Raw genomic sequence first — 22,606 nt, 5'->3', positions numbered from 1 at the left:
AGGGACAGAAAGTAGGCGCTATATGACAAAAATCAAGGTTCTTTATATTTCCATTTCCGGTAACACACGATCATTTGCTCAAAAATTGGCGGAATATGCCACCACTCAGCACGAAAAAAACGCTGTTGAGCCTGAAATTGAATTAAGAGAAGTATCCGAAGCAACGATCCCAGCCAAAGAAGCTGGACCGTTTGTCGCCATGGTACCGACATATTTGGATGGCGGCAACGGCGTGGATAACGGTGTTAAAGAACTTATGACCAACGCTTTGGGTGAATACATTGCGGATGGCGGCAATACAAGCTTATGTATTGGCATCATCGGCAGCGGTAATAAAAATTTTAACCGTCAATACTGTCTGACGGCTAAGCGCTATGCGGCAGCTTTTGATGCACCCTTTATTGCGGATTATGAGCTGCGGGGGACAGACCAAGATGTGGTTCGGATATACGACGTTTTGAAGAAAACATTTGCGTCAGCGGCGGCCCATTAATACTTTTGGGCATCCACACATTGTGCTTCAAAAGTTAGTTAACATAATAAAAAATATGGGAACGCAAAGCCGTCCCCATTTTCTTTTCTTTTCAGAAACATGACTGTCCGTTTACAAACGACGGTGATTTCTTTAGAATGAGACAAGGAATATACACGCACGGCGGCCGCTGATAGCGGTTTCCGCCGATTGAAGGGAAGCATACTCGGTCTGAGTGAGAGCTATTTTTCATTCAACATTCAAGTACACGCGGCTTTTTCAGTGAATTTAGGAGGTTTTTCGATGTTTGTCGATACAGTGACAATCAATGTTAAGGCAGGTAAGGGGGGCGACGGCTCAGTCGCTTTCCGCCATGAAAAGTACGTTCCTTTGGGCGGACCAGCCGGCGGTGATGGCGGTCGCGGTGGGGATGTGGTGCTCGTAGCTGATGAAGGCTCGCGGACACTGATGGATTTTCGATACCAAAACCATTTTAAGGCTAAACCCGGCCAAAATGGGATGATTAAGAGTATGTATGGTCGCGGTGCCGACAATGTGGAGGTCAAAGTCCCCGCTGGCACTGTGGTTTATGACGCAGACAGCGGAGAAGAAATTGGCGATCTTACCAGAGACGGCCAAACTTTGGTAGTTGCCAAGGGTGGTCGGGGCGGCCGCGGTAATATTCATTTTGCCACCAGTCGCAATACTGCTCCGGAAATTGCAGAGAATGGCGCGCCTGGTGAGGAGCGACGCATTCGGCTAGAATTGCGATTGTTAGCAGATGTGGGTTTAGTCGGTTATCCTTCTGTCGGGAAATCCACCTTTTTATCTGTGGTAACCAAAGCCAAACCAAAAATTGCGGCATATCAATTCACGACCTTGACCCCTAATTTGGGGATGGTCCGGGTCGATGACGGTAATGACTTTGTGCTAGCCGACTTGCCAGGATTAATTGCTGGTGCTGCGCAGGGCGTCGGGTTAGGCTTCCAATTCTTGCGGCATATCGAGCGCACTCGGGTAATTTTGCATTTAGTGGATATGGACCCGGATAATGGCCGGGATCCTTTTGATGATTTCCAACAAATTGAACATGAGCTGGTCACGTACGATGAAAAGCTGCTGCATCGGCCGCAAATTGTGGTGCCCACAAAAATCGAAATTCCGGGTGCCGAGGAGCGGTTGGCAGAATTTCAAAAGCAGCTGGCTGAGTCTGAATGGTCTGAGTTACCGGTCATGCCCATTTCCAATGTAACCCATGCGGGTGTGCGGCCTTTACTGCAAAAGACAGCGGCGTTGTTACACTCAGTCCAAGCCGAGGAAGCGGCTGCAGCGAAAGAGGCGGGTCCGACAGAGCGGACCTACACGGCGGAGCAAGCAGCTCCGACCTTCCACGTCACTCGTGATGAAGATGGTGTATTTGTCGTGACTGGGGAGCGCGTCGAAAGATTGGCCCAGATGACCAACTTGGACCATCAAGACTCACTCATTCGCTTTGACCGTCAATTACACGGTATGGGAGTCGATGAGGCACTGCGTCAGGCGGGTGCCCAGGATGGCGACACCGTGACGATTGGTGAATTGACCTTTGACTTCGTAGAATAACATGAACCATGAAAGGTGATAGGGAAGTAATGCAACGGGCTGGGCAGACAAAGAAGCGGCGCTTCATTACAGGTTTTAGCGGATTACGCACCATTGGGGTGCTGGGCGTGATCCTGTATCATTTGAATCCCAATATTTTCCGCGGTGGTTATTTAGGGGTTCCGATTTTTCTGGCCTTAGCGGGCTATTTAATCGCGGACCAAGTCATGCGCGAATTACGCAGCACCGGACATTTTCGGTTGCGCCGGTTTTATGGCCGCCGCTTAAAGAAAATTTATCCGACATTGATCGTGATGTTGTTTGCGACTAGTACGTATATCGTGCTGTTTCAACGGAATTTACTGGCTAATCTGCACAAGATCGTGGCCGCTAACCTTTTGAATTATTATAACTGGTGGCAAATTTTCAATGGACAGTCGTATTTTGAACGTTTTGCCAATAATGAATCACCGTTCACGCACATGTGGACACTGTCGATTGAGAATCAGTTTTACATCTTCGGACCGCTGCTCATCATCTTGCTGTTCCACCTGTTCAAAAACAATCGGAAGTGGTTGTTTAATACGGCACTGTTAATCTCGGTGATTTCAGGATTATTAATGGCGGTTCTTTATCAGCCGCATGTGGACCCTAGCCGTCTATATTACGGGACAGATACGCGGCTTTTTAGCATTTTCCTTGGTGTGGCTTTGGCCTTTGTCTGGCCGACGGATCGTTTACGAGGAAAAGTGGGCAATCGTGATCGTTGGACTTTGGATGTCGCGGGTTTGATCGGGATTGCCGGTATGCTTTGGCTGATTTTTACATTGGATGCCCAAAACAGTTGGACTTACCGTGGCGGCATGTTCCTGTTCACGTTATTCACGGTGCTCGCCATTGCCGTCATTGCCCATCCTGGTGCAGATTGGAATCGTATTATGAGCAATCCGTTCTTTGACTGGGTCGGATCGCGCAGTTATGGATTGTATGTATATCAATTCCCGGTGATGATTTTCTTTGAGTCCAAATTTCCTGATGTGGCGAATCATCCGATTCTTTACCCCGTCATTGAAGTCGTCTTAATTGTTGCGATCAGTGAAGTGTCCTATCGGTGGATCGAAAAACCCATTGGCCAATTTGATTTCCGCCGAATCGGAGAGTGGTTCTCAGACTTGTTCCACGGCAATACGCCCCAGGAATGGATTACCCGTACTGTTTCAGCAATCGTTGCTTTGATTATGGTGGGTGGCAGTGTGGCTGTAGTTCAAGGTGCGCAGACTAACCCAGATGCGGCTGATAAATCGGAATTGGCTCAAAAGATCAAAGCCAATGCGAAGGCTAATGATAAGCGCAGTAAGTCGCAGTTGGCCGCGATTAAGAAGGCAAACGAAGAAAAGAAAAAGGCGGCACAAAATAAATCATTGTCAGAGTCGCTTTCCAAGTCTCAAAGCGCCGCAGAAGAATCTCGAGCTAAGGAACATCCAGTGAATCAAGATTTAGAAAAGTACGGCTTGACGCAAGTGCAGCTGCAACGGGCTCAGCAATTACCGATCACCGCATTTGGTGATTCAGTGATGATTGATGGGCAACCACTGTTGACCCGGATTTTTCCGAAAATTTATATTCAAGCCAATGTCGGTCAGCAGATGGTCAATACGATCGACAGCGTGAAGAATTTATCCGCGCAGGGCGCGATGGCCGATGTGGTCCTGGTTGGTTTGGGGACGAATGGACCGTTCACCATGGATCAGCTGGATCAATTTATGCAGGCCGTGGGGCAAAACCGTCGGGTTTATTGGATCAATGCACGGGTACCTACGCGGCAGTGGCAGGGTCAGGTGAATAGTACATTGGCCGATGCCGCCAAACGCTATGCCAACCTGCATATTATTGATTGGTTCGCATATGCTAACCCGCACAATGATTGGTTCTGGAATGACCAAGTGCACCCCAACAACACTGGCAGCCCATATTACGCGACATTCGTCGCCAAAGAAGTACTCAATGGCGAAAAGAATGCCCAACAGGCGCCAGAGAAGAAATGAGTACACCACATTGAAATAGGACGGAGAACGATAACTTATGGAGTTGGTTTTTTTAGGTACTGGTGCCGGGGTTCCTTCTAAATCACGGAACGTGACCAGTATCGCGTTAAAATTGCTGGCAGAACGAAACGAAATTTGGCTATTTGATGTCGGTGAAGCCACCCAACACCAAATTTTGCGGACCAATATACGCCCCCGCAAGATCACCAAGATTTTTATTACTCACTTACATGGCGACCATCTATACGGGCTGCCCGGTTTGGTGGCCTCTCGTTCATTTCAAGGAGGAAACACGCCGCTAACTGTTTATGGCCCAGTTGGCGTCAAAGACTTCTTAGAAACGTCCCTACGCGTTTCTGACACTCATCTTAGCTATCCGTTGCGATTTGTGGAGCTGAAGCGCGCGGGTGAGATTTTTGACGACCCCACTTTCTCCGTCTCTGCTGGCGAACTTGATCACCGGATTCAAAGCTTTGGCTATCGGGTCATCGAAAAACCGCATCCGGGGGCCTTACTCGTCGATGAGCTACAGGCGGCCGGGGTCCCCTCTGGACCGTTATACGGACGGATTAAGGCCGGTCAGGACGTGACCTTGGACGATGGCCGCGTGATTCACGCGGCAGACTTTGTCGATCGCCCGCAGCCTGGGCGGATCGTGACAATTCTTGGGGATACGAGAAAGACGCCAAATGCGGTAAAATTAGGCATGGATGCGGATGTCTTGGTTCATGAAAGTACCTTTGGCGCCAGTGAGGCCAAATTGGCTCATCGTTACTATCATTCCACCAGTAAAAGCGCGGCTGAGACGGCTAAGCAAGCCCACGTGGGCTTGTTATTACTGACGCACATTTCGGCCCGTTACTTAGGCAATGCATCTCATCAGTTAGTCACTGAGGCACGAACCGTTTTTCCCAATACGAAAATCGTTCATGATTTAGAGACAATCAAAATTCCGTTCAGAAAGCAGGGTGTGGATTATGCAAGCAAGTCATGAGCAATCATTAACCAATTCTGTTGTCGCCATCACTGGAGCCAGTTCCGGGATCGGGGAAGCCGTGGCCTATGAGGCTGCCCGGCGCGGGGCTACGCTTATTCTAATGGCGCGTTCCGCAGATAAACTCACAGCACTCGCCCAAGACGTGACGCTTCTTTCTGGAGCGCCTGCGTATGTGGTACCGGTGGACGTGGGTGACCGGGCCGCCATTGACGACGCGGTCGAGCAAATTAACACATTGACCGGTCGGGTGGACATCCTACTCAATGCAGCCGGTTTTGGCGATTTTGAATCCATTGTCGACACAGATTGGGCAGTGGTGGAAAAACTGTTCAAAGTGGATGTACTGGGTTTAATGTACTTCTCGCGAAAAATTGTCAGTTTAATGATGGTTCAGGGACATGGTCACATTTTGAATGTCGGTTCAATGGCGGGTAAAATGCCCACGCCGAAATCTGCTTATTATTCAGCCGCCAAGGCTGCAGTCATTCAATTTACGAACGTTTTACGATTGGAACTAAAACCCTTCGGCATTCTTGCGACCAGTATCAACCCGGGACCCGTGGCCACTAACTTCTTCAATATTGCAGACAAATCTGGTCAATACTTAAATAAAGTAGCTGCGTTCACGATTGATCCGGGTACTTTGGCGACGAAAATTGTGAATGCAATGGGGACCACGAAACGAGAAATTAACGCACCGTTCATTATGGCCGTGGCCAGTGTACTTTATCCATTGGCACCCCGTATTGGAGATGTGATTGCCGGTACTTTCGGGAACCAAAAGTAAGAATAGGAAAGTGGGGAGAACCTTGCAAAAACAAGTACGTTTAATTATTACGGTCACACTCACGTTGCTGATTGTTATTTTTGCGGTACTCAACGTGGATTCCGTCGCCATTAGTTTCGGCTTTGCCAAAGTCCAAATGCCGTTAGTGCTGGTTATCATTGGGGCTGTTTTTATTGGTGTCGTGATTACTGGCCTCATTTCCATTGGCCAGCAGAACCAGATGAAGAAACAAGTCAAAGACGCTGAAGCTAAGGTCGCCCAAGCCGACAAGGCCCAACAGGTAGCCGTTGACGCCGCGGTTCAGAATGAAACTGACCGCATGACCACGGAAATGAATCAGGCGTTGGCGGAAAAAGACACCCAAATCAAAGCATTGCAACGGCAAAGCAACACATTGACTCAGCAAAAGGGGCAAAGCAGCGAGGGCAACGATAATCTCCAATAATTGGTAGAGAGGTGGGGGTACCTTGAATCCGGAACAAATGACCCAGGCAGTGAAAGACGCGTTGACTCAAGCACGGCAAACAGCGGTGGTGCGGCACCACCAAGAAGTGGACATTCCGCATTTATTTTTGGCGCTGACTTTACCGGAGACATTAGGCCAAACCATTCTCACTCAGGCCCATATTGATACTGGCCTGTGGCAGGCAGAGTTGAATAAGGAGTTGGATGCCATTCCCCAAGTTGGCGGCGTGAGTGATTATGGCAGTGTGTTATCCCAGAATTTGAATCAGTTGCTGGTGGCGGCAGATCAACTACGCAAGGAATTTCAAGATGATTTTCTTTCCAGTGAATTGGTGTTTCTCGCATTGTATCAGCTGCAGTATCATCCGCTGACGCAGTTTCTCGTCGCGCAAGGGCTAACCGAGAAAGGGTTACGCGATATCATCACCAAGATTCGTGGCGGACAACATGTCCGTTCTCAAAATCAAGAAGCAAATTATCAAGCGTTAAAAAAATACGGCACAGATCTGGTCCAGGAAGCCCGTCAAGGCAATCCAGATCCGATTATCGGTCGGGATGATGAGATTCGGGATGTCATTCGCATCCTGTCCCGCAAGACCAAAAACAATCCAGTGTTGATCGGCGCTCCCGGGGTGGGGAAAACGGCCATTGTGGAAGGCTTAGCCCAACGTATTGTCCGCGGCGACGTACCGGCAAATTTGCGGGACAAAACCGTGATCTCACTGGACATGGGCGCTTTAATTGCTGGGGCCAAGTACCGTGGTGAGTTCGAAGAGCGGCTCAAGTCGGTGTTGAATGAAGTCAAAAAGAGTGATGGCCAAATTATTCTGTTTATCGATGAAATTCACACTATTATGGGGGCTGGCAAAACTGAGGGCAGTATGGATGCCGGCAACCTGCTCAAGCCAATGTTGGCCCGGGGCGAACTACATCTGATCGGGGCGACGACACTGGATGAATACCGTAATAATATTGAAAAGGATAAGGCATTAGAACGTCGTTTTCAGCGGGTTCAAGTCCAGGAACCGACAGTGGCCGAAACAATTACAATTTTGCGAGGTTTGAAAGAGCGCTTTGAGATTTTCCACGGCGTCCGCATCCACGATGATGCACTGGTTGCCGCTGCCCGTTTATCAGATCGGTACATCACGGATCGTTTCTTACCCGATAAGGCCATCGATTTGGTGGATGAAGCATCTGCAACGATTAACGTCGAAATGAATTCCATGCCCACTGAATTGGATGAAAACACCCGCGCCATCATGCAACTGGAAATTGAGCAGCAAGCTCTCAAGAGTGAGACCGATGCGCCCTCGAAGGATCGCTTAGCAGCGGTGGATAAACAATTGTCCGATCTGCGGGAGGTTCATCACCGGTTATCTGGGCAATGGGAAAACGAGAAACAAGCGATCAAAGCTGTGAACGATAAGAAAAGTGAGATTGAACATACCCAGCATGCCTTGGCCGATGCCCAGTCGCGGTATGACTTGGAAACAGCTGCTCGAATTCAGCACGGCGATTTGCCGCGGCTGCAAAAAGAATTAAAGACGTTAGAAACGCAAGAGCACAGCGGTCAATGGCTAGTTCAGGAATCCGTCACAGCGACCGAAATTGCCGCTGTCGTGGCGCGTCAGACGGGTATTCCAGTGGCTAAATTAGTCCAAAGCGACCGGGATAAATTGCTTCATTTGGCGGATCACTTGCATGAGCGCGTCGTTGGTCAGGACGAAGCAGTCAACGCCGTGGCCGATGCGGTGTTGCGTTCTCGCGCAGGTTTACAGGATCCTAATCGGCCCCTGGGTTCCTTTCTTTTCCTGGGTCCCACCGGTGTGGGCAAAACGGAGCTGGCGAAAACATTAGCAGATAATCTGTTTGACTCTGAAAAGCACATGGTCCGCATTGATATGAGTGAATACATGGAAAAGTATTCCGTGTCCCGTTTGGTGGGCGCTGCGCCCGGCTATGTTGGCTACGAAGAGGGCGGCCAGCTGACTGAGGCAGTGCGGCGCAATCCGTACACCATTGTCCTCCTGGACGAAATTGAGAAGGCCCATCCCGATGTATTCAATATTTTGCTGCAAGTCTTAGACGATGGTCGCTTAACGGATAGTCAAGGGCGGACCGTGGACTTCAAGAATACATTGATCATTATGACGAGTAACCTCGGTTCCGAAGCCTTGTTGCAGGGATTGGATCAAGATGGGCACATTACCGATGCCACGCGGCAAAAAGTGGACACAATTGTGCGGGCCCATTTTAAACCAGAGTTTCTGAATCGAATTGACGACATTATTATGTTCACACCATTGAGTCGCGGCGCCATTCACCAAATTGTCGGTCATTTACTCCAGGCGCTCAGTACGCGGTTGGCTGATCAACATCTGCACTTAAAAGCAACCAGCGCCGCTATCGATTGGCTGGCGGACAATGGGTATGATCCGGCATTTGGTGCGCGGCCCTTACGGCGGTTGATTACGACGGCGGTGGAAACTCCGTTGGCCAAGAAAATCATCGCTGGTGATTTCGCACCGAACAGCACGATTGCGGTAGATCGTGGTGATCATGATCAACTTGTTTTCAAAGCGGTTAACAGCGCAGATACTGAGAATATAGGGGCAGCGGAGACAAAATCGTGAAAGAACCCTTGCCCCGCGGGGCAAAAGATAGTATTATATTTTGAGTGAGCTGTCAATAGTATTTCCTTGACAGCAGACCGGCTAACTGGCCGGTACGTTGATACGTCGATATCATCAATCCATCGTAAAGGAGTTTTGACAATGGCAGTTCCTGCACGGAGAACATCTAAAACCAAGAAGCGCATGCGTCGTGGACACATCAAATTGACTGTTCCTAACATGCATTTTGACGCAGCCACCGGCGAATATCGCCTGAGCCACCACGTTTCCCCCAAAGGTTTCTACAAGGGTGAACAAGTGGTCAAGAAGGCCGCCGACGATAGTTCCGATAACAAGTAATCAAACTCGTGTGTTTTTGGACGCGATGTTTGTTAACGTCAGCAAACTGATCACTGGATTGATTCCGTTGGGAAGCAGTCCGGGATCAGTTTTTTTGTGGTGAATACCGATCATGGCCGCAAGTTATTCCCGGTGCGTCCTGGCGGGTGTTACAATGATTTGTGACAGTTAACTTGAAAGGTAGGCGTTTTTCTTGGCACAATCAGCAGTGACAACATACATTACCCAATTACAGCAACTGGCAATTCCGCGGTGGGCAGACTTACCGGCGTTTCCGGTCTATGCCGAACAGGCCGCAGACATTGTGAATAAGGCATTTGCCCCGTTTGGTTTTGCCGCGGTCACGACCAGCGATATTAATTACTGGGTCAAACAGAAAGTGGTCACGGAAGCCAGCAAGAAAAAATTTGATCAGAAGGGGATCGCAGCCATCATGGCCATCGCCTTTTTCTCTGAAGTCTACCCGTTGAGCGATATTCATGCCGGGGTGACGTTACTCAGCAAGCCCGCTGAAGCAGCCCGTATTTATGACTTCTTTGTACTCACGACATTGAACAATGTGCATCGTTATGCCACGAATTTTCAACAGGATATTTTGATTCCTGGTCAGACAGAAGGACAGATCGTGGCAATGAGCGCGCCAATCATTCAGATCGCGGTCTTGAGCGTGATTCAAAAGGCTATTGTCCACCATGCGCTGGTCGCAGAACCAGTGGCAAAGGAGGGCAAATAATGGCGGTCACCTTAACGATTCTTTCGACCAGCGACACCCATGGTTTTGTTTCTCCGACCAATTACGTCCGGCGGCATGCGGCCTTGCCTTTCGGCTTGACCCGTGCAGCAACGGTGATTAAAGCAGTGCGGCAACAGGATCCGGACCACACTCTAGTCATTGAAAATGGCGATTTTTTACAAGGCTCACCACTGGCCTATTACGCGGTAAAGGGCACAGGCCATTTTGCGCCGGAATTATTGACTCAAGCGTATAATGCCGTGGGTTACGACGTCGGGACGCTAGGCAATCATGAATTTAACTATGGTGCCGATTACTTAGCAGAAGCACTGGATACATTGAACTATCCACTGGCGCAAGCCAATATTTTGCACAATGATCATGCGGCGTTTGGAGAACCTTACCGGATCATTGAGAAGGCAGGAATTCGGATTGCCGTATTGGGGTTGACCACTAATTATATTCCCCATTGGGAAAGCCCCGATCATATTGAAGGACTCACGTTTGCGGATGTGCTGGCCACAGCCAAGCACTGGGTACCGATACTGCGGCAGCAGGCGGACGTCGTCGTCGTGGCTTATCACGGCGGTTTTGAACGGGATCTGGCCACTGGTCGGCCAACTGAGCGGCAGACCGGCGAAAATGTCGGCTATCAATTGGCCCAAATTCCAGGAATTGATGCGTTAGTTACCGGTCACCAACACAGGCAAATTGCGGATCATCTGTTTGGTGTGCCTACCACGCAGCCTGGGTATCGCGGAGAAATGGTGGGACGCATTGATTTGACCATCACGAAAAAAGGCGGCCAGTGGCAAGTGACCGATAGTGCGGCTAAATTACTGCCCACCGGGGAGGCAGTGCCAGATCCAGCCATCACGGCTCTGATGGCTCCCGTGGAAAATACCGTGGAGGATTGGCTGGACAAGCCGCTGGGCCGAGTGGCCGGTGATATGCGTATTACTGACCCCGATGACGCCCGCATCCACGAGAGCCCTTATATTGAGTTTATTCAACGGGTGCAAATGGCAGCGACCCAAACCGATATTTCAGGGACCGCCCTTTTTAACAATGAAGGGGCCGGCTTTGGTGAAACAATTTCACTGCGGGACGTGATGACCAATTACATTTATCCCAATACACTGGCCGTGCTAAAACTAAACGGGGCAGTGTTGAAGGCTGCTTTGGAAAAAAGTGCGGAGTATTTCATGCCTGGCCCCCAAGGCACTGTGGCTGTGAATCCCCACTTTATTAAGCCCAAGCCGCAACGTTACAATTACGATATGTATCAAGGAATCGATTATACGATTGATGTCGCGCAGCCGGTGGGTCAGAGAATTGTGGTGTTAAATTATCACGGTGCGCCAGTTCAACCGAAACAAGAGTTGGCTGTTGTCGTCAATCAATATCGAGCCGTGGGCGGCGGCAATTATGCGATGTTTGGTGCTGATTCAATCATTCGAGAAAACCAAAAAGACATGACCGAATTGATTGCGGATTACTTACGCAAGCATCCGGTAATCACTGCCCAAGCGGATCACAACTTTCACGTGATTAACAGTACCAATCAAAATACAGCGGAGGATTAACAATGTTTAAGAAGATATTACCAGTTATCGCAGTCTTCGGCATGGCGTTGTTGGCCGGGTGCGGACAACAAAAAATCACCACCCCTCAACGGCACTATGCAGCTGATGGTATGGTGGCAGTCGTGAAGGGAACTGCCCCCCATAACGAGAAGATCACAGCCACGATTGCCGGCAAAAAGACCGAAAAAATCACCAATCATGACGGCAACTTTGTTTACACTGTTGCGCCGACAACGCAGGCCCAACAAGTAGTCTTTCACAGTGGTTCAGCGAAACGGGCGATTACGGTGGCCGCCAGCGCTGGATTTGGCCAATATGCCGCATTTGCGCAAAAATACAATTTTATTTTGTTGCAAATGAATAACCCGCAAAAGAAAGACACCAGCGCGCAGAACAGCTCATCCACCCAAGCCAGCACACCGGCGGCCAAACAGGCGGAAGCAGCAATGAAGGCCCAGATGGCACAAGCTGCCAACCAGCAGAAGGGGGCATTGCCACTCACCGCTGCAGAAGGTATCCATAACTTGGCGACAATTGGCCAAACCGTAGTCCGGGTCAATGTCCAAGACAAGCAGTTAATTGGATTGACCACGATCGTGCCGACAAGTGTACTGAAAAATAAGAAAGAAGCGGCATCGTTCATCACGACCTTCTCGCTCATTGCCAGCACGATGGGCGCCGACGCCAAAAACGTCTTGAAGGACTTCCAGAAACAGCAAAAAGATGCCCAAAGCAGTCAAACCACAATGAAAACCATAGTGTCTAAAAACGTGCATTTCAACATTGGCTTTTCACCGACCAAACTGTACATCTATATCACACGGTAACAAAGCGGGGGGGCACAGTTTTTTGCCATGGCTGCATCGTTCCCGGCCAGGTTGTCGCGGCTGAAAGCAGCGCTTGCCAATCGAAATTGATGACCTGTACGCCGGCATTTACGAGGTACCGTTGAAGTTGTTTGGCTAGTTGTAAGGGTAAATACGTAATTAAAAAGAAGTATGCCACACGCTGAATATCAGCGTGTTTTTCTTTTGCCAAAAAAAGCTGTAACCGCTCCAGCTCATTGAATACAAAAATACCATCTGACATTGTTTGCGGCATAGGTTGGAGATCGGTAAATGTCTGGCTAAAACTAATATACCGCGCTTGCGCACTTAATTGGTCCGAATATGGGGCGGTCCCATCATCATCATAAAAGAGTGGGAGTGACTGGCCTGGACCACGCATTTGGATGGCCTGCTTAGTGAGTGTTGCAGCGGCATCATTTGCGAAGGAAACTTGGGGAAAAGGTAGGCTTTGGGCGGCGGTACTGCCAACGAGAAAAGGTATATCTTTATTGGTTAAAGAGTATATCTTTTCAGTGGCCGGAACTGGCCCCACCATGACGACGGGACCGCTTGTCGGTAATGCTTCATTGAGTTGGTGAATGCGGGTTAGGGGCAATGCCAGCTGCTGGATATCAGTTAAGAACAAGGGGATTTGGGCATCGATATAATAAGTTGTGCGCTCAGTCTTTAATGTGGCTGCTGAACGTGGGTGCCCGGTGGCGGTCTGGCGAACAAAGCTGCCTGCGCCCCGCCGACGGACGATGAGGCCCTGGTCCGCCAATTCGGTTAATGCGCGTTTGCTTGTGATTAAACTGACGCTGAATTCAGCAGCCAAGGCTTTCTCTGTGGGTACTTGGCTCCCTGGCGGATAAGTGCCACTGATGATCCGTTCCTTCACGGCCGCTTCAATCTGGCGATATCGGGGTTGACTCATTGTAACGCCTCCATAAAAGATATACTAACTTTCAAATTAAATATATCATATTTTTCGCGAAACACATACTAATTTCAGCCTTTGACGGGCACAAAAAAACCGTTACCGCCAAACGGGTAACGGAATATTTGGTTAACGGAATGACATGACTTACTCCGTTTTGGTGGGTTTGGCTTGTTTCTCCATATACATCGCCAAGACGTTCAGCAGCAAGCCGCCGATAGCTGTGACCGTCACTGCGGTCTGCAACTGAAACTGGGTCTGGGTCAATGCAGAACCAATGAAGCCAATGACCAGACCTAAGATTCCGCCCCAGATAATCGTAATAATGTGTTTCACGGCGATGGACCCTCTTTCTGTAAACTGGTGTCAGTATACCACAGGCGGCTAATCCAGCTCAATGATGAGTACTATTATTTGCTATACTGTAAAGAAGAGATTTAGGAACGAGGTTGATGAACGAATGGCGTTTGCGCAATTACAGGTGTTGTCTGCTTACAGTCTACTGACCAGCCCAACCCGGGTGGCGGATTTGATCCAAGCCGCGGCGGATCGCGGTTATGATGCCATCGCCTTAACTGATGTCAACGTCATGTATGGCACGGTTGATTTTTATCGGTTGGCCAACAGCGCGGGGATTAAACCAATTTTAGGATTAATCGTGAATATGGCCCCTGCCGATGAACCGTCGTTGGTGGCGGGGGAGGCTGCCCAAGCACCCAGTGGCCGTCTTTTATTATTAGCCATGGACCAGACGGGTTACCACAATCTGATCATGCTTTCCAGTGCTGTCATGACCAGCACACCACAGCAATGCAGTTGGGCTGATTTGGCCGCTTATCATCAAGGCCTGGCAATCATTGTGCCGCCGTTTGGCAGCCAGGTGGCCTATTTTGGGCACAGCCAAAACACCGCTGGGGCACACGCTATCCTGGCTCGGGTACAGGCTGCCGCTGGTGATACGCCCGTATATCTCGGAGTCAGTCGGCACCAGTCCAGTATGGAGCAATCGTTTTTAAGACAACTGAGTATCACCACCCAGTTGCCGTTAACGGCGGTAGATGATGTGCGCTACTTGGATAGCGATGATGCTTTTTCTGCTCGGGTATTACAAGCGGTGGATCGGGGCGAAGTATTAGAACATCCCGAAACATTGGCTACCGGCCGTGGGCGCTTCTCATTGGCTCCCCGATCAGAAGTGGAGCAGGCCTACCAGTCTGCTCACTTGGAGGGCGCTTTGGCTCAAAGTACTGATCTGGCGGCGCAAGCAGACGTGACGTTGACCTTTAAACGGGCGGAATTACCCCATTTTCCCACACCAAACGGCAAATCTGCGTTGGCCTATTTGACTGAATTAGCCCAGAAGGGGTTGCGTGCCCGCTTTGGCAAAGAAAACATTCCAAAAGAGTATCAGGATCGGCTACAGTATGAATTATCCGTGATCGATCAAATGGGCTTTCCTGATTATTTCTTAATTGTCTGGGACGTCATGAAACATATGCACGAGACCAACGTCATGACTGGGCCAGGACGGGGTTCTGCAGCCGGTTCACTGGTCAGCTACGCATTGGCCATTACCGAGGTGGATCCCATTCAGTACCACCTACTATTTGAACGTTTCCTCAACCCCGAGCGGCAGCAGATGCCCGATATTGACTTGGACATTCCAGATAACCGCCGAGAAGAACTCATTCAATACGTCCACGAACGATACGGCGATACGCATATGGCCCAGATCGTCACATTTGGTACACTAGCCGCTAAAGCAGCGTTGCGGGATGTGGGCCGGACATTTGGTTTGAGCATGCCCGAGCTGAATGCCTGGACAAAGACGATTCCGCCGGTGCTGCACGTGTCATTAACCCAGGCTGCCAAAGAATCACTGCCGCTGCAAAACCGAATTAATGATAATGATCGTAATCGTCTGTTATTTAACACCGCCCAACGGTTAGAAGGGTTGCCTCGCAACACCTCTACCCATGCGGCGGGGATCGTCCTCAGTGATCACGCTTTAACTGATGTGGTGGCTGTACAGGCTGGCAGCAATGGGGTCAAGCTGATTCAGCAGCCCATGGGCAATGCTGAAGCGCTAGGCCTGTTAAAGATGGACTTTTTGGGGCTGCGTAATTTGTCAATTTTAGCGGCAACAATAAATTCGGTTGCGCGGGAAACTGGGCAGGCGTTTGATCCGCGCAAGATCCCGTTGACTGATGAAGCGACGCTGGCGCTTTTCCGCGCCGGCGATACCAATGGTGTTTTCCAGTTTGAATCCAGCGGCATTAAAAATGTCTTGCGGCAGTTAGCGCCCACCAGCTTTGAGGACATCGTGGCGACTAACGCTTTATACCGGCCGGGCCCAATGGACAACATCCCCACCTTTATCGCTCGTAAGCACGGGCAGCAACCCATTGAATATCCCGCCAAGGCGTTGACGTCCATCTTGGCGCCCACATATGGCGTGCTCGTGTATCAAGAGCAGGTCATGCAAGTGGCCAATGTCATGGGCGGCTTCAGTTTGGCCAAAGCCGATTCCTTGCGGCGAGCCATGAGTAAGAAGAAGAAGGGCGTGCTCGATAGTTTACGGGCGGACTTTTTGCAAGGCGCCCAGACCCAGGGCTACTCGGTAGAAGATGCACAAAAGGTCTACGACTATATCGAAAGCTTCGCCAACTATGGCTTTAACCGGTCCCACGCGGTGGCCTATAGTATGATTGCGTTTTGGTTAGCCTTTTTGAAGGTCCATTATCCGGCCCCGTTTTTTGCAGCATTATTAAATTCGGTCCGCGGCAATGATGCCAAAATTAAAACCTATGTGCAGGAAGCACGGCAGCATGGGGTCAAAATGGTGGGACCGGACATCAATGCATCTGGTGCTTATTTCAGTGTGTACCAAAACACGATTCACTTTGGCTTGACGTTGATTAAGGGAATTCGCACGGATTTTGCCCACAGCATTTTGACGGAGCGGCATGATCATGGACCATTTCAGTCCGTGGATGATTTTTTGCGGCGGCAAAACCCCAAATTTTTGAAAGAGGATGCGCTGACCGCGCTGATTTTAACAGGGGCGTTTGATCGGTTTGATAAGAACCGGCGGCAACTGGCGGCTAATATTGCTGGCCGGGTTAAGAGCGCCGAGTTTGCCGGCGAGAATACGTCGTTGTTTAGTGTGTTGCAGCCTAAAGAGGAAGAAATTCCGGATTATGAACCGGCAAAGCGGGCTGATTTAGCGGCGGAATACTTAGGCGCTTACATCAGCGGTCATCCTACCGATCGGTATGTGCTATTGAAAGGCCGCTTTCCGATTAAGAACGTGAGTGACATGACGTCTAATATGGCGGTCACACTATTGCTCTATGTGCGCAAGGTCAAGGTGATTCGAACTAAAAAGGGCGACGAGATGGCGTTTTTAACCGTAGAAGATGCCAGCGGCAGTGCCGATGTGACAGTTTTCCCTAATCTTTACCGGCAAGTGGGCCAGCATCTTGAATCAGACGCCGTCTATTTAATTCAAGGCAAAACTCAGGAGCGCAATGGGGAAATCCAAGTCGTTGCGGATACGATCAAAAACGCCCAGACCATATTGGCTGAAAATATTCCAGCAACTCTTTACTTGCAGATTCCTGCACAAAAGGATACCCCTGTAGTGAATCAGGAAATCATGCACTTGCTGGGTCAGCAGCAGGGGCAAATTCCAATTGTACTGTATCGACCAAAGACGGGTGAGAAGCGGTTGTTTGCCGCCCCCCACGGTTTCTCGGGCGCCAAGGCACAGCAGCAAGCGTTGATCGACTTATTGGGGTCGACCAATGTGGTCTTGCGGGCCAGTCACTAGGAAAACGGTCATGAAAATTCAGAAGAAAACAAGATTTTATTACATGAACGTGATATATTGTTAGTGTTATGGAACGTGTGGTTCCAGTATTTTATTCCTGAGGTGAAAAGATGAAACGCATTGGTATTTTGACGAGTGGCGGCGACGCGCCCGGCATGAACGCAGCCGTTCGTGCCGTCACCCTCAAAGCCTTGCACGAAGGCATCGAAGTCTATGGTATTAACTATGGCTACGCTGGCCTGGTTGCTGGGGACATTTTCCAACTGGATAAGGACACCGTGTTGGATATCATTCAACGGGGCGGTACTTTTCTTTATTCTGCTCGTTATCCAGAATTTGCGCAGGAGAGCGCACAATTAGCCGGTATCAAACAGTTGGAAAAGTTTGGGATTGAGGCATTGGTCGTCATCGGCGGCGATGGTTCCTATCATGGTGGATTGCGTTTGACGGAACATGGTTACAATGCAATTGGCCTGCCAGGCACAATCGACAATGATATTCCCTACACAGATTTCACAATTGGTTTTGATACGGCAGTGAATACGGCTCTGGATGCCATCGATAAGATTCGGGACACCGCAGCGAGTCACGAACGGACTTTCATCGTGGAAGTGATGGGCCGCAACGCTGGTGATATTGCGCTTTGGGCAGGTGTCGCCGGAGGGGCTGAAGAAATTATCATCCCAGAAAAGAAGTTTGACATTGCCCAAGTGGCCGCTCATATCAACACCGATCGGCAAGCCGGTCGCAAGCACTCTGTCGTGATTTTGGCAGAGGGTGTCATGCACGCACCAGAATTTGCTGAAGAACTCAGTAAATTCGGTGATTTCCATGTCCGTTCCACCGTGTTGGGCCATGTTCAACGGGGTGGTGCACCAAGCGCTCGGGATCGGGTATTGGCTTCTAAGATGGGGGCCTATGCCGTTGAATTGCTGATGCAAGGCAAGGGCGGTTTGGCTGTTGGCATCGAAAACAACGAACTGACTTACCACAAGATGGATGATTTGTTCGATTCCAAGCACAAGGCGGATATGTCATTGTATGATTTGAACAGTGACTTATCCCATTAATCTTTGGTACCATAGAAGTGTGTTGTGCGGTAACTAAATCACAGGAGGTTTTTGCAAGTTATGAAAAAGACCAAAATCGTTAGTACATTAGGACCAGCCAGCAACGACGTCGATACAATCGTTAAGTTGATTGAAGCCGGCGCAAATGTTTTCCGTTTCAACTTCTCTCACGGTGATCACCCTGAACATTTGTCCCGGATGAACATGGTGCATGAAGCCGAAAAGAAGACAGGCAAGATCGTTGGTATCTGTTTGGATACGAAGGGTGCCGAGATTCGGACAACTGTTCAAAAGAACAAGGGCTTTGAAGCACATACCGGTGACGTCATCCGTGTTTCTATGGATGCTGATCTGGAAGGAACACCCGACAAGATCGCTGTAACTTATCCTGGTCTGTACGATGACACCCACGTTGGTGGCCACGTCCTGATTGACGATGGTTTGGTGGACTTGAAGATCACGGAAAAAGATGATGCCCACCGTGAACTGGTTACCCAAGTTCAAAATGATGGTTACATTGGTTCCCGTAAAGGGGTTAACGCACCTGGTGTTGAAATTCGGTTGCCTGGGATCACTGAAAAGGATACCAGCGATATTCGTTTTGGTTTGGATCACAACATCAACTTCATTTCTGCTTCCTTCGTTCGTAAGGCGCAAGATGTCTTGGACATTCGCGAATTACTGGAAGAAAAGCACATGGAACATGTCATGATCTTCCCAAAGATCGAATCCCAAGAAGGTATCGACAACATTGATGAGATTCTGAAGGTCTCCGATGGTTTAATGGTTGCCCGGGGCGACATGGGTGTTGAAATTCCGTTTGAAAATGTACCGTTTGTTCAAAAACGTTTGATCAAGAAGTGCAACCAATTGGGCAAGCCAGTTATCACGGCGACTCAAATGTTGGACTCCATGCAAGAGAACCCGCGGCCAACCCGTGCTGAAGTGACCGATGTGGCTAACTCAGTATTAGATGGTACTGATGCAACGATGCTTTCTGGCGAATCAGCTAATGGTAAGTATCCTGTTGAATCTGTTTCTGCCATGGCTCGGATCGACGAACGGACAGAACAAGAAGTGGATGCCACTGGTACGCTTTCCTATCAACGGATTCGTGAATACAGCGGCGCTAACGCCACTGAATCAATTGGTGAAGCGGTTGTGAATACGGCCAATGACTTACACATCAAGACGATCGTGGCAGCCACTAATTCCGGTTACACTGCGCGGATGATTGCTAAGTATCGTCCGGCTGCTGATATCTTGGCTATGACGTTTGATGAAAATACAGAACGTGCCTTGACTGTCAGTTGGGGTGTTCATCCTGTATTGACTAAGCGTCCGGCTAATACTGATGAAATGTTCAATGCGGCTGCTCAATTAGCCCAAGACCAAGGCTTTGCCAAGGAAGGCGACTTGATTTTGATCGTCGCCGGTGTTCCTGTTGGTGAAAGTGGCACAACCAACTTGATGCGGATCCAACTGATCGGCTCCAAGTTGACCAGTGGCCAAGGTGTTGGTGATGAAACTGTTGTCGGCAAGGCTGTTGTGGCTTCCTCTGCTGAAGAAGCTAACGAAAAGGCCGTTGACGGCGGTATCCTGGTTGTTAAGACAACCGATAAGGACTATCTGCCAGCCATTGAGAAGTCTAGCGCTATCGTCGTTGAGACTGGCGGCTTAACTTCTCACGCAGCTGTTGTCGGTATTGCAATGGGTATTCCAGTTGTCGTTGGCGCTAAAGACGCGACGAAGCTGGTACAAGACGGTGAGGTCATCACTGTTGATTCCCGTCGCGGCATGATTTATCGTGGTGCCAGCAACGCTCTTTAATCCGCAAGTGAATTAATCAATTCATGGATGAACAGATCCCGTTCGCTTCTCGGCGAGCGGGATCTGTTTTAGTTAATAGAAAAATGACTGACCCGTTTTGTCCAAGCACAAATTCGGGTACAATAAGAACAATTAGGAAAGTGAGGGCGAACATGACGAATCAATGGGAAAGCTGGCTTTTCCTGGCCGCAATTTTAGTCGTCGCAACACTTGGCAAGAATCGTTCCTTGATCATTGCCGTATTGGTGGTTGGATTATTAAAAGCAATACCCGGAACAGATCAACTGTTGGACACGATTGGGTCTTCTGGAATTGATTGGGGAGTCACCGTTATTTCAATTACGATCTTGGTTCCCATTGCAACGGGTAAAATTGGTTTTGCGGATCTCATGAATGCTTTCCGTTCGCCTGCAGGATATATCGCAGTGATCTGCGGTATCCTGGTGGCCATTCTTTCCGCCAAAGGAGTCGGGCTGTTAGCAGCCAGTCCAGAAATGACCGTCGCTTTGGTCTTTGGCACGATCTTAGGGGTTGTTTTCCTAAAGGGAATCGCTGCGGGACCAGTGATTGCGGCGGGCATCACCTATACAATTTTAACAGTGATCCATCAGTTGCCCGCTGGCTTAGGAGGTTAATAGGCATATGAGTGAAAATGAAACACAAGCATCGCTTCAAGGTCAGGTACTCACCGGCCAGATCAGCGATCATAATGACGAGTTCGTATTTGTCCAAGTCGCGGGCCAAACTGCTGCTGTTCCCCTGACTGAATTTACAGAAGTTCCAGCCACTGGCAGCGACGTACAATTATTTGTCTATACCGACATGCATGACCATTTGCGCGGCACCACAAAGCTGCCCTTGGTCCGTATCGATCATTATGCTTTTGGCACGGTCACCCGCAAATTACCCAAATTAGGCGTGTTTGTAGATATCGGTCTACCCGATAAAGACATTGTGGTGTCTTTGGATATTTTACCGGAAGATCCGTCTATTTGGCCCCAGCCCAATGATCGATTACTGGTTTCTCTGACGGTGGATCGTAAGGGCCGGTTGTGGGGCCAATTGGCTGGTCCAGACATTGTCCAAGCTATTGCCTCACCTGCTAAAGCGGGACAACGTAATCAGACTATCCACGGCACAGTCGTCCGTGTGCGGGACGTGGGAATCAATGTATTGACGGACGACTATCAAGGCGCCTTTATCCATTATTCAGAATGGTTCACACAGCCCCGATTGGGCGAACAGATCGAGGCCCGGGTTATTGGTACCACCCAACACCATGGTTTGAATTTATCGATGAAGCCCATGGCTTACGAAGAAATTTCGGATGATGCACAGATGATCCTAGCGATGCTGGAACAAACCCCAGGAGGGGTGCTGCCATTTTCCGACAAGAGTACGCCTGAAGACATCGCCGCCACATTTGCAATTTCCAAGGGGGCCTTCAAACGGGCTGTGGGTAATCTGCTTAAGCAGCATCGAATTGAACAAAAAGACGGCCAATTGCAGCTGGTGACCAAGGATGAGTCGTGAACAAGATTGGGTGGCTGATTTTTCCCGATTTTTGCAATTAGACCAAGGATTGGCGAAGAATACCCGGCTCAGTTATTGCCGGGATGTGCGCACCTTTTTATCATGGCTGAACGAACAACATGAACCATTGCCCACCAGTGCACCGGTGATTGAAGCATTTTTGCAGACCCAGGCAGCTGCGGGCAAGGCCGTCCAGTCCCAAATTCGGTTGGTCGCATCACTGCGTAAATTCTATCGTTTTGCCATCCACCAACACTTGGTTGCTCATGATCCCATGACGCTGGTCGATGCCCCCAAAGCCACTCACCATCTGCCTGATGTGCTCTCAATAGGCGAAGTGCAGTCCGTGTTGGCCCAACCCGATACGAGTAAGCCATTGGGCATGCGTGACCGGGCAATCTTGGAGGTCCTGTATGCCACCGGTATGCGGGTTTCGGAATTGACCACTTTGCAACTTACACAACTGCATCTGGATCTTGGATTGGTGCAAGTTGTGGGGAAAGGTGATCGGGAACGGATCGTTCCGATTGGTGATACAGCCGTCAATTGGTTGGAACAATATTTGCGAGATATTCGTCCGGGGTATTTGCACGGCCGGGACCAAACTGTCTTTTTGAATTTTCATGGCAACGGTCTGTCTCGACAAAGTATTTGGAAAATGATCAAAAAATATGTTGCTCAGGCGGGGATTCAAAAAGATGTGACACCCCATACACTGCGCCATTCCTTTGCCACCCACCTGTTGGAAAATGGAGCAGACCTGCGGGTTGTCCAAGAATTGCTGGGCCATGCTGATATCGCGACGACCCAGATTTATACCCATATTTCTAAGACCAGGTTATTAGATGTGTATGCCAAGTACCATCCCCGTTACGAATGAGCCTGCTTGTTGCAAATTTTGGGTTGTGCTACCTTATGTAAGAGAACAACAGGCAA

General features: G+C 49.5%; 19 protein-coding genes. 17 read left to right on the top strand and 2 right to left on the bottom strand.

What is annotated here, in order from left to right; genetic code table 11:
• The first annotated feature begins 22 nt into the window (after window positions 1-22).
• From nrdI to FD09_RS02805, 11 genes are all read left to right on the top strand, one after another.
• Window positions 23-493 carry a class Ib ribonucleoside-diphosphate reductase assembly flavoprotein NrdI gene (gene nrdI, locus FD09_RS02855; protein ID WP_057818118.1) on the top strand — a complete coding sequence of 157 codons (471 nt, stop codon included), beginning with the start codon at window positions 23-25 and terminating at the stop codon, window positions 491-493.
• Window positions 494-775: 282 nt separating this feature from the next.
• Window positions 776-2,074 (top strand): GTPase ObgE, encoded by a 1,299-nt coding sequence (obgE, locus tag FD09_RS02850; RefSeq protein ID WP_057818116.1) that lies wholly within the window; start codon window positions 776-778, stop codon window positions 2,072-2,074.
• A 29-nt stretch (window positions 2,075-2,103) separates the two neighbouring features.
• Window positions 2,104-4,098 (top strand): acyltransferase family protein, encoded by a 1,995-nt coding sequence (locus FD09_RS02845; protein ID WP_157053665.1) that lies wholly within the window; start codon window positions 2,104-2,106, stop codon window positions 4,096-4,098.
• A gap of 37 nt (window positions 4,099-4,135) precedes the next feature.
• Entirely contained in the window at window positions 4,136-5,092 is a 957-nt protein-coding gene (gene rnz / locus FD09_RS02840) for a ribonuclease Z (RefSeq protein ID WP_057818112.1), read from the top strand.
• On the top strand, window positions 5,076-5,882 hold the full coding sequence (locus FD09_RS02835; protein WP_057818110.1) for an SDR family NAD(P)-dependent oxidoreductase: 807 nt from the start codon (window positions 5,076-5,078) through the stop codon (window positions 5,880-5,882). The genes rnz and FD09_RS02835 overlap by 17 nt, the downstream gene beginning before the upstream one ends.
• A 22-nt stretch (window positions 5,883-5,904) precedes the next feature.
• Entirely contained in the window at window positions 5,905-6,327 is a 423-nt protein-coding gene (locus tag FD09_RS02830; protein ID WP_057818108.1) for a LapA family protein, read from the top strand.
• A 22-nt stretch (window positions 6,328-6,349) separates the two neighbouring features.
• On the top strand, window positions 6,350-8,983 hold the full coding sequence (clpB, locus tag FD09_RS02825) for an ATP-dependent chaperone ClpB (RefSeq protein ID WP_057818106.1): 2,634 nt from the start codon (window positions 6,350-6,352) through the stop codon (window positions 8,981-8,983).
• Window positions 8,984-9,124: 141 nt separating this feature from the next.
• On the top strand, window positions 9,125-9,322 hold the full coding sequence (rpmF, locus tag FD09_RS02820) for a 50S ribosomal protein L32 (protein WP_057818103.1): 198 nt from the start codon (window positions 9,125-9,127) through the stop codon (window positions 9,320-9,322).
• Between the two features lie 193 nt (window positions 9,323-9,515).
• A complete protein-coding gene (locus tag FD09_RS02815) occupies window positions 9,516-10,055 on the top strand; it encodes a DUF1836 domain-containing protein (RefSeq protein ID WP_057818101.1) in 540 nt (179 codons plus the stop codon).
• Window positions 10,055-11,641 (top strand): bifunctional metallophosphatase/5'-nucleotidase, encoded by a 1,587-nt coding sequence (locus tag FD09_RS02810; protein WP_057818099.1) that lies wholly within the window; start codon window positions 10,055-10,057, stop codon window positions 11,639-11,641. Before FD09_RS02815 ends, FD09_RS02810 begins: the two co-directional genes overlap by 1 nt.
• Before the next feature lie 2 nt (window positions 11,642-11,643).
• Entirely contained in the window at window positions 11,644-12,468 is an 825-nt protein-coding gene (locus FD09_RS02805; RefSeq protein WP_057818097.1) for a hypothetical protein, read from the top strand.
• Here the strand turns inward: FD09_RS02805 and FD09_RS02800 are convergent.
• Together FD09_RS02800 and FD09_RS02795 are read right to left on the bottom strand one after the other, a co-directional pair.
• The gene (locus FD09_RS02800) at window positions 12,458-13,402 is read right to left on the bottom strand and encodes a GntR family transcriptional regulator (protein ID WP_057818096.1); all 945 of its coding nucleotides are present in this window, start codon (window positions 13,400-13,402) and stop codon (window positions 12,458-12,460) included. The genes FD09_RS02805 and FD09_RS02800 overlap by 11 nt on opposite strands.
• 150 nt (window positions 13,403-13,552) lie before the next feature.
• The gene (locus FD09_RS02795) at window positions 13,553-13,741 is read right to left on the bottom strand and encodes a YjzD family protein (protein WP_057818094.1); all 189 of its coding nucleotides are present in this window, start codon (window positions 13,739-13,741) and stop codon (window positions 13,553-13,555) included.
• 124 nt (window positions 13,742-13,865) lie between these two features.
• Between FD09_RS02795 and dnaE the strand changes: the two genes are divergently transcribed.
• The 6 genes from dnaE (at window position 13,866) to xerD (ending at window position 22,550) form a co-directional block, all read left to right on the top strand.
• Window positions 13,866-17,237 carry a DNA polymerase III subunit alpha gene (gene dnaE, locus FD09_RS02790; protein ID WP_057818092.1) on the top strand — a complete coding sequence of 1,124 codons (3,372 nt, stop codon included), beginning with the start codon at window positions 13,866-13,868 and terminating at the stop codon, window positions 17,235-17,237.
• 110 nt (window positions 17,238-17,347) lie between these two features.
• Window positions 17,348-18,307: a 6-phosphofructokinase gene (pfkA, locus tag FD09_RS02785; RefSeq protein WP_057818091.1), complete on the top strand. Its 960-nt coding sequence runs from the start codon at window positions 17,348-17,350 to the stop codon at window positions 18,305-18,307.
• 60 nt (window positions 18,308-18,367) lie between these two features.
• Window positions 18,368-20,137 carry a pyruvate kinase gene (pyk, locus tag FD09_RS02780; RefSeq protein ID WP_057818088.1) on the top strand — a complete coding sequence of 590 codons (1,770 nt, stop codon included), beginning with the start codon at window positions 18,368-18,370 and terminating at the stop codon, window positions 20,135-20,137.
• Window positions 20,138-20,289: 152 nt separating this feature from the next.
• The gene (locus FD09_RS02775) at window positions 20,290-20,772 is read left to right on the top strand and encodes a DUF441 domain-containing protein (protein WP_057818086.1); all 483 of its coding nucleotides are present in this window, start codon (window positions 20,290-20,292) and stop codon (window positions 20,770-20,772) included.
• A gap of 7 nt (window positions 20,773-20,779) precedes the next feature.
• Entirely contained in the window at window positions 20,780-21,670 is an 891-nt protein-coding gene (locus FD09_RS02770; protein WP_057818084.1) for a CvfB family protein, read from the top strand.
• The gene (gene xerD, locus FD09_RS02765; RefSeq protein ID WP_057818082.1) at window positions 21,660-22,550 is read left to right on the top strand and encodes a site-specific tyrosine recombinase XerD; all 891 of its coding nucleotides are present in this window, start codon (window positions 21,660-21,662) and stop codon (window positions 22,548-22,550) included. The genes FD09_RS02770 and xerD overlap by 11 nt, the downstream gene beginning before the upstream one ends.
• Window positions 22,551-22,606 lie beyond the last annotated feature (56 nt).

The organism is Schleiferilactobacillus perolens DSM 12744, from assembly GCF_001435585.1.
GTDB lineage: Bacteria > Bacillota > Bacilli > Lactobacillales > Lactobacillaceae > Schleiferilactobacillus > Schleiferilactobacillus perolens.
This window is presented reverse-complemented; position numbering and strand designations above follow the sequence as displayed.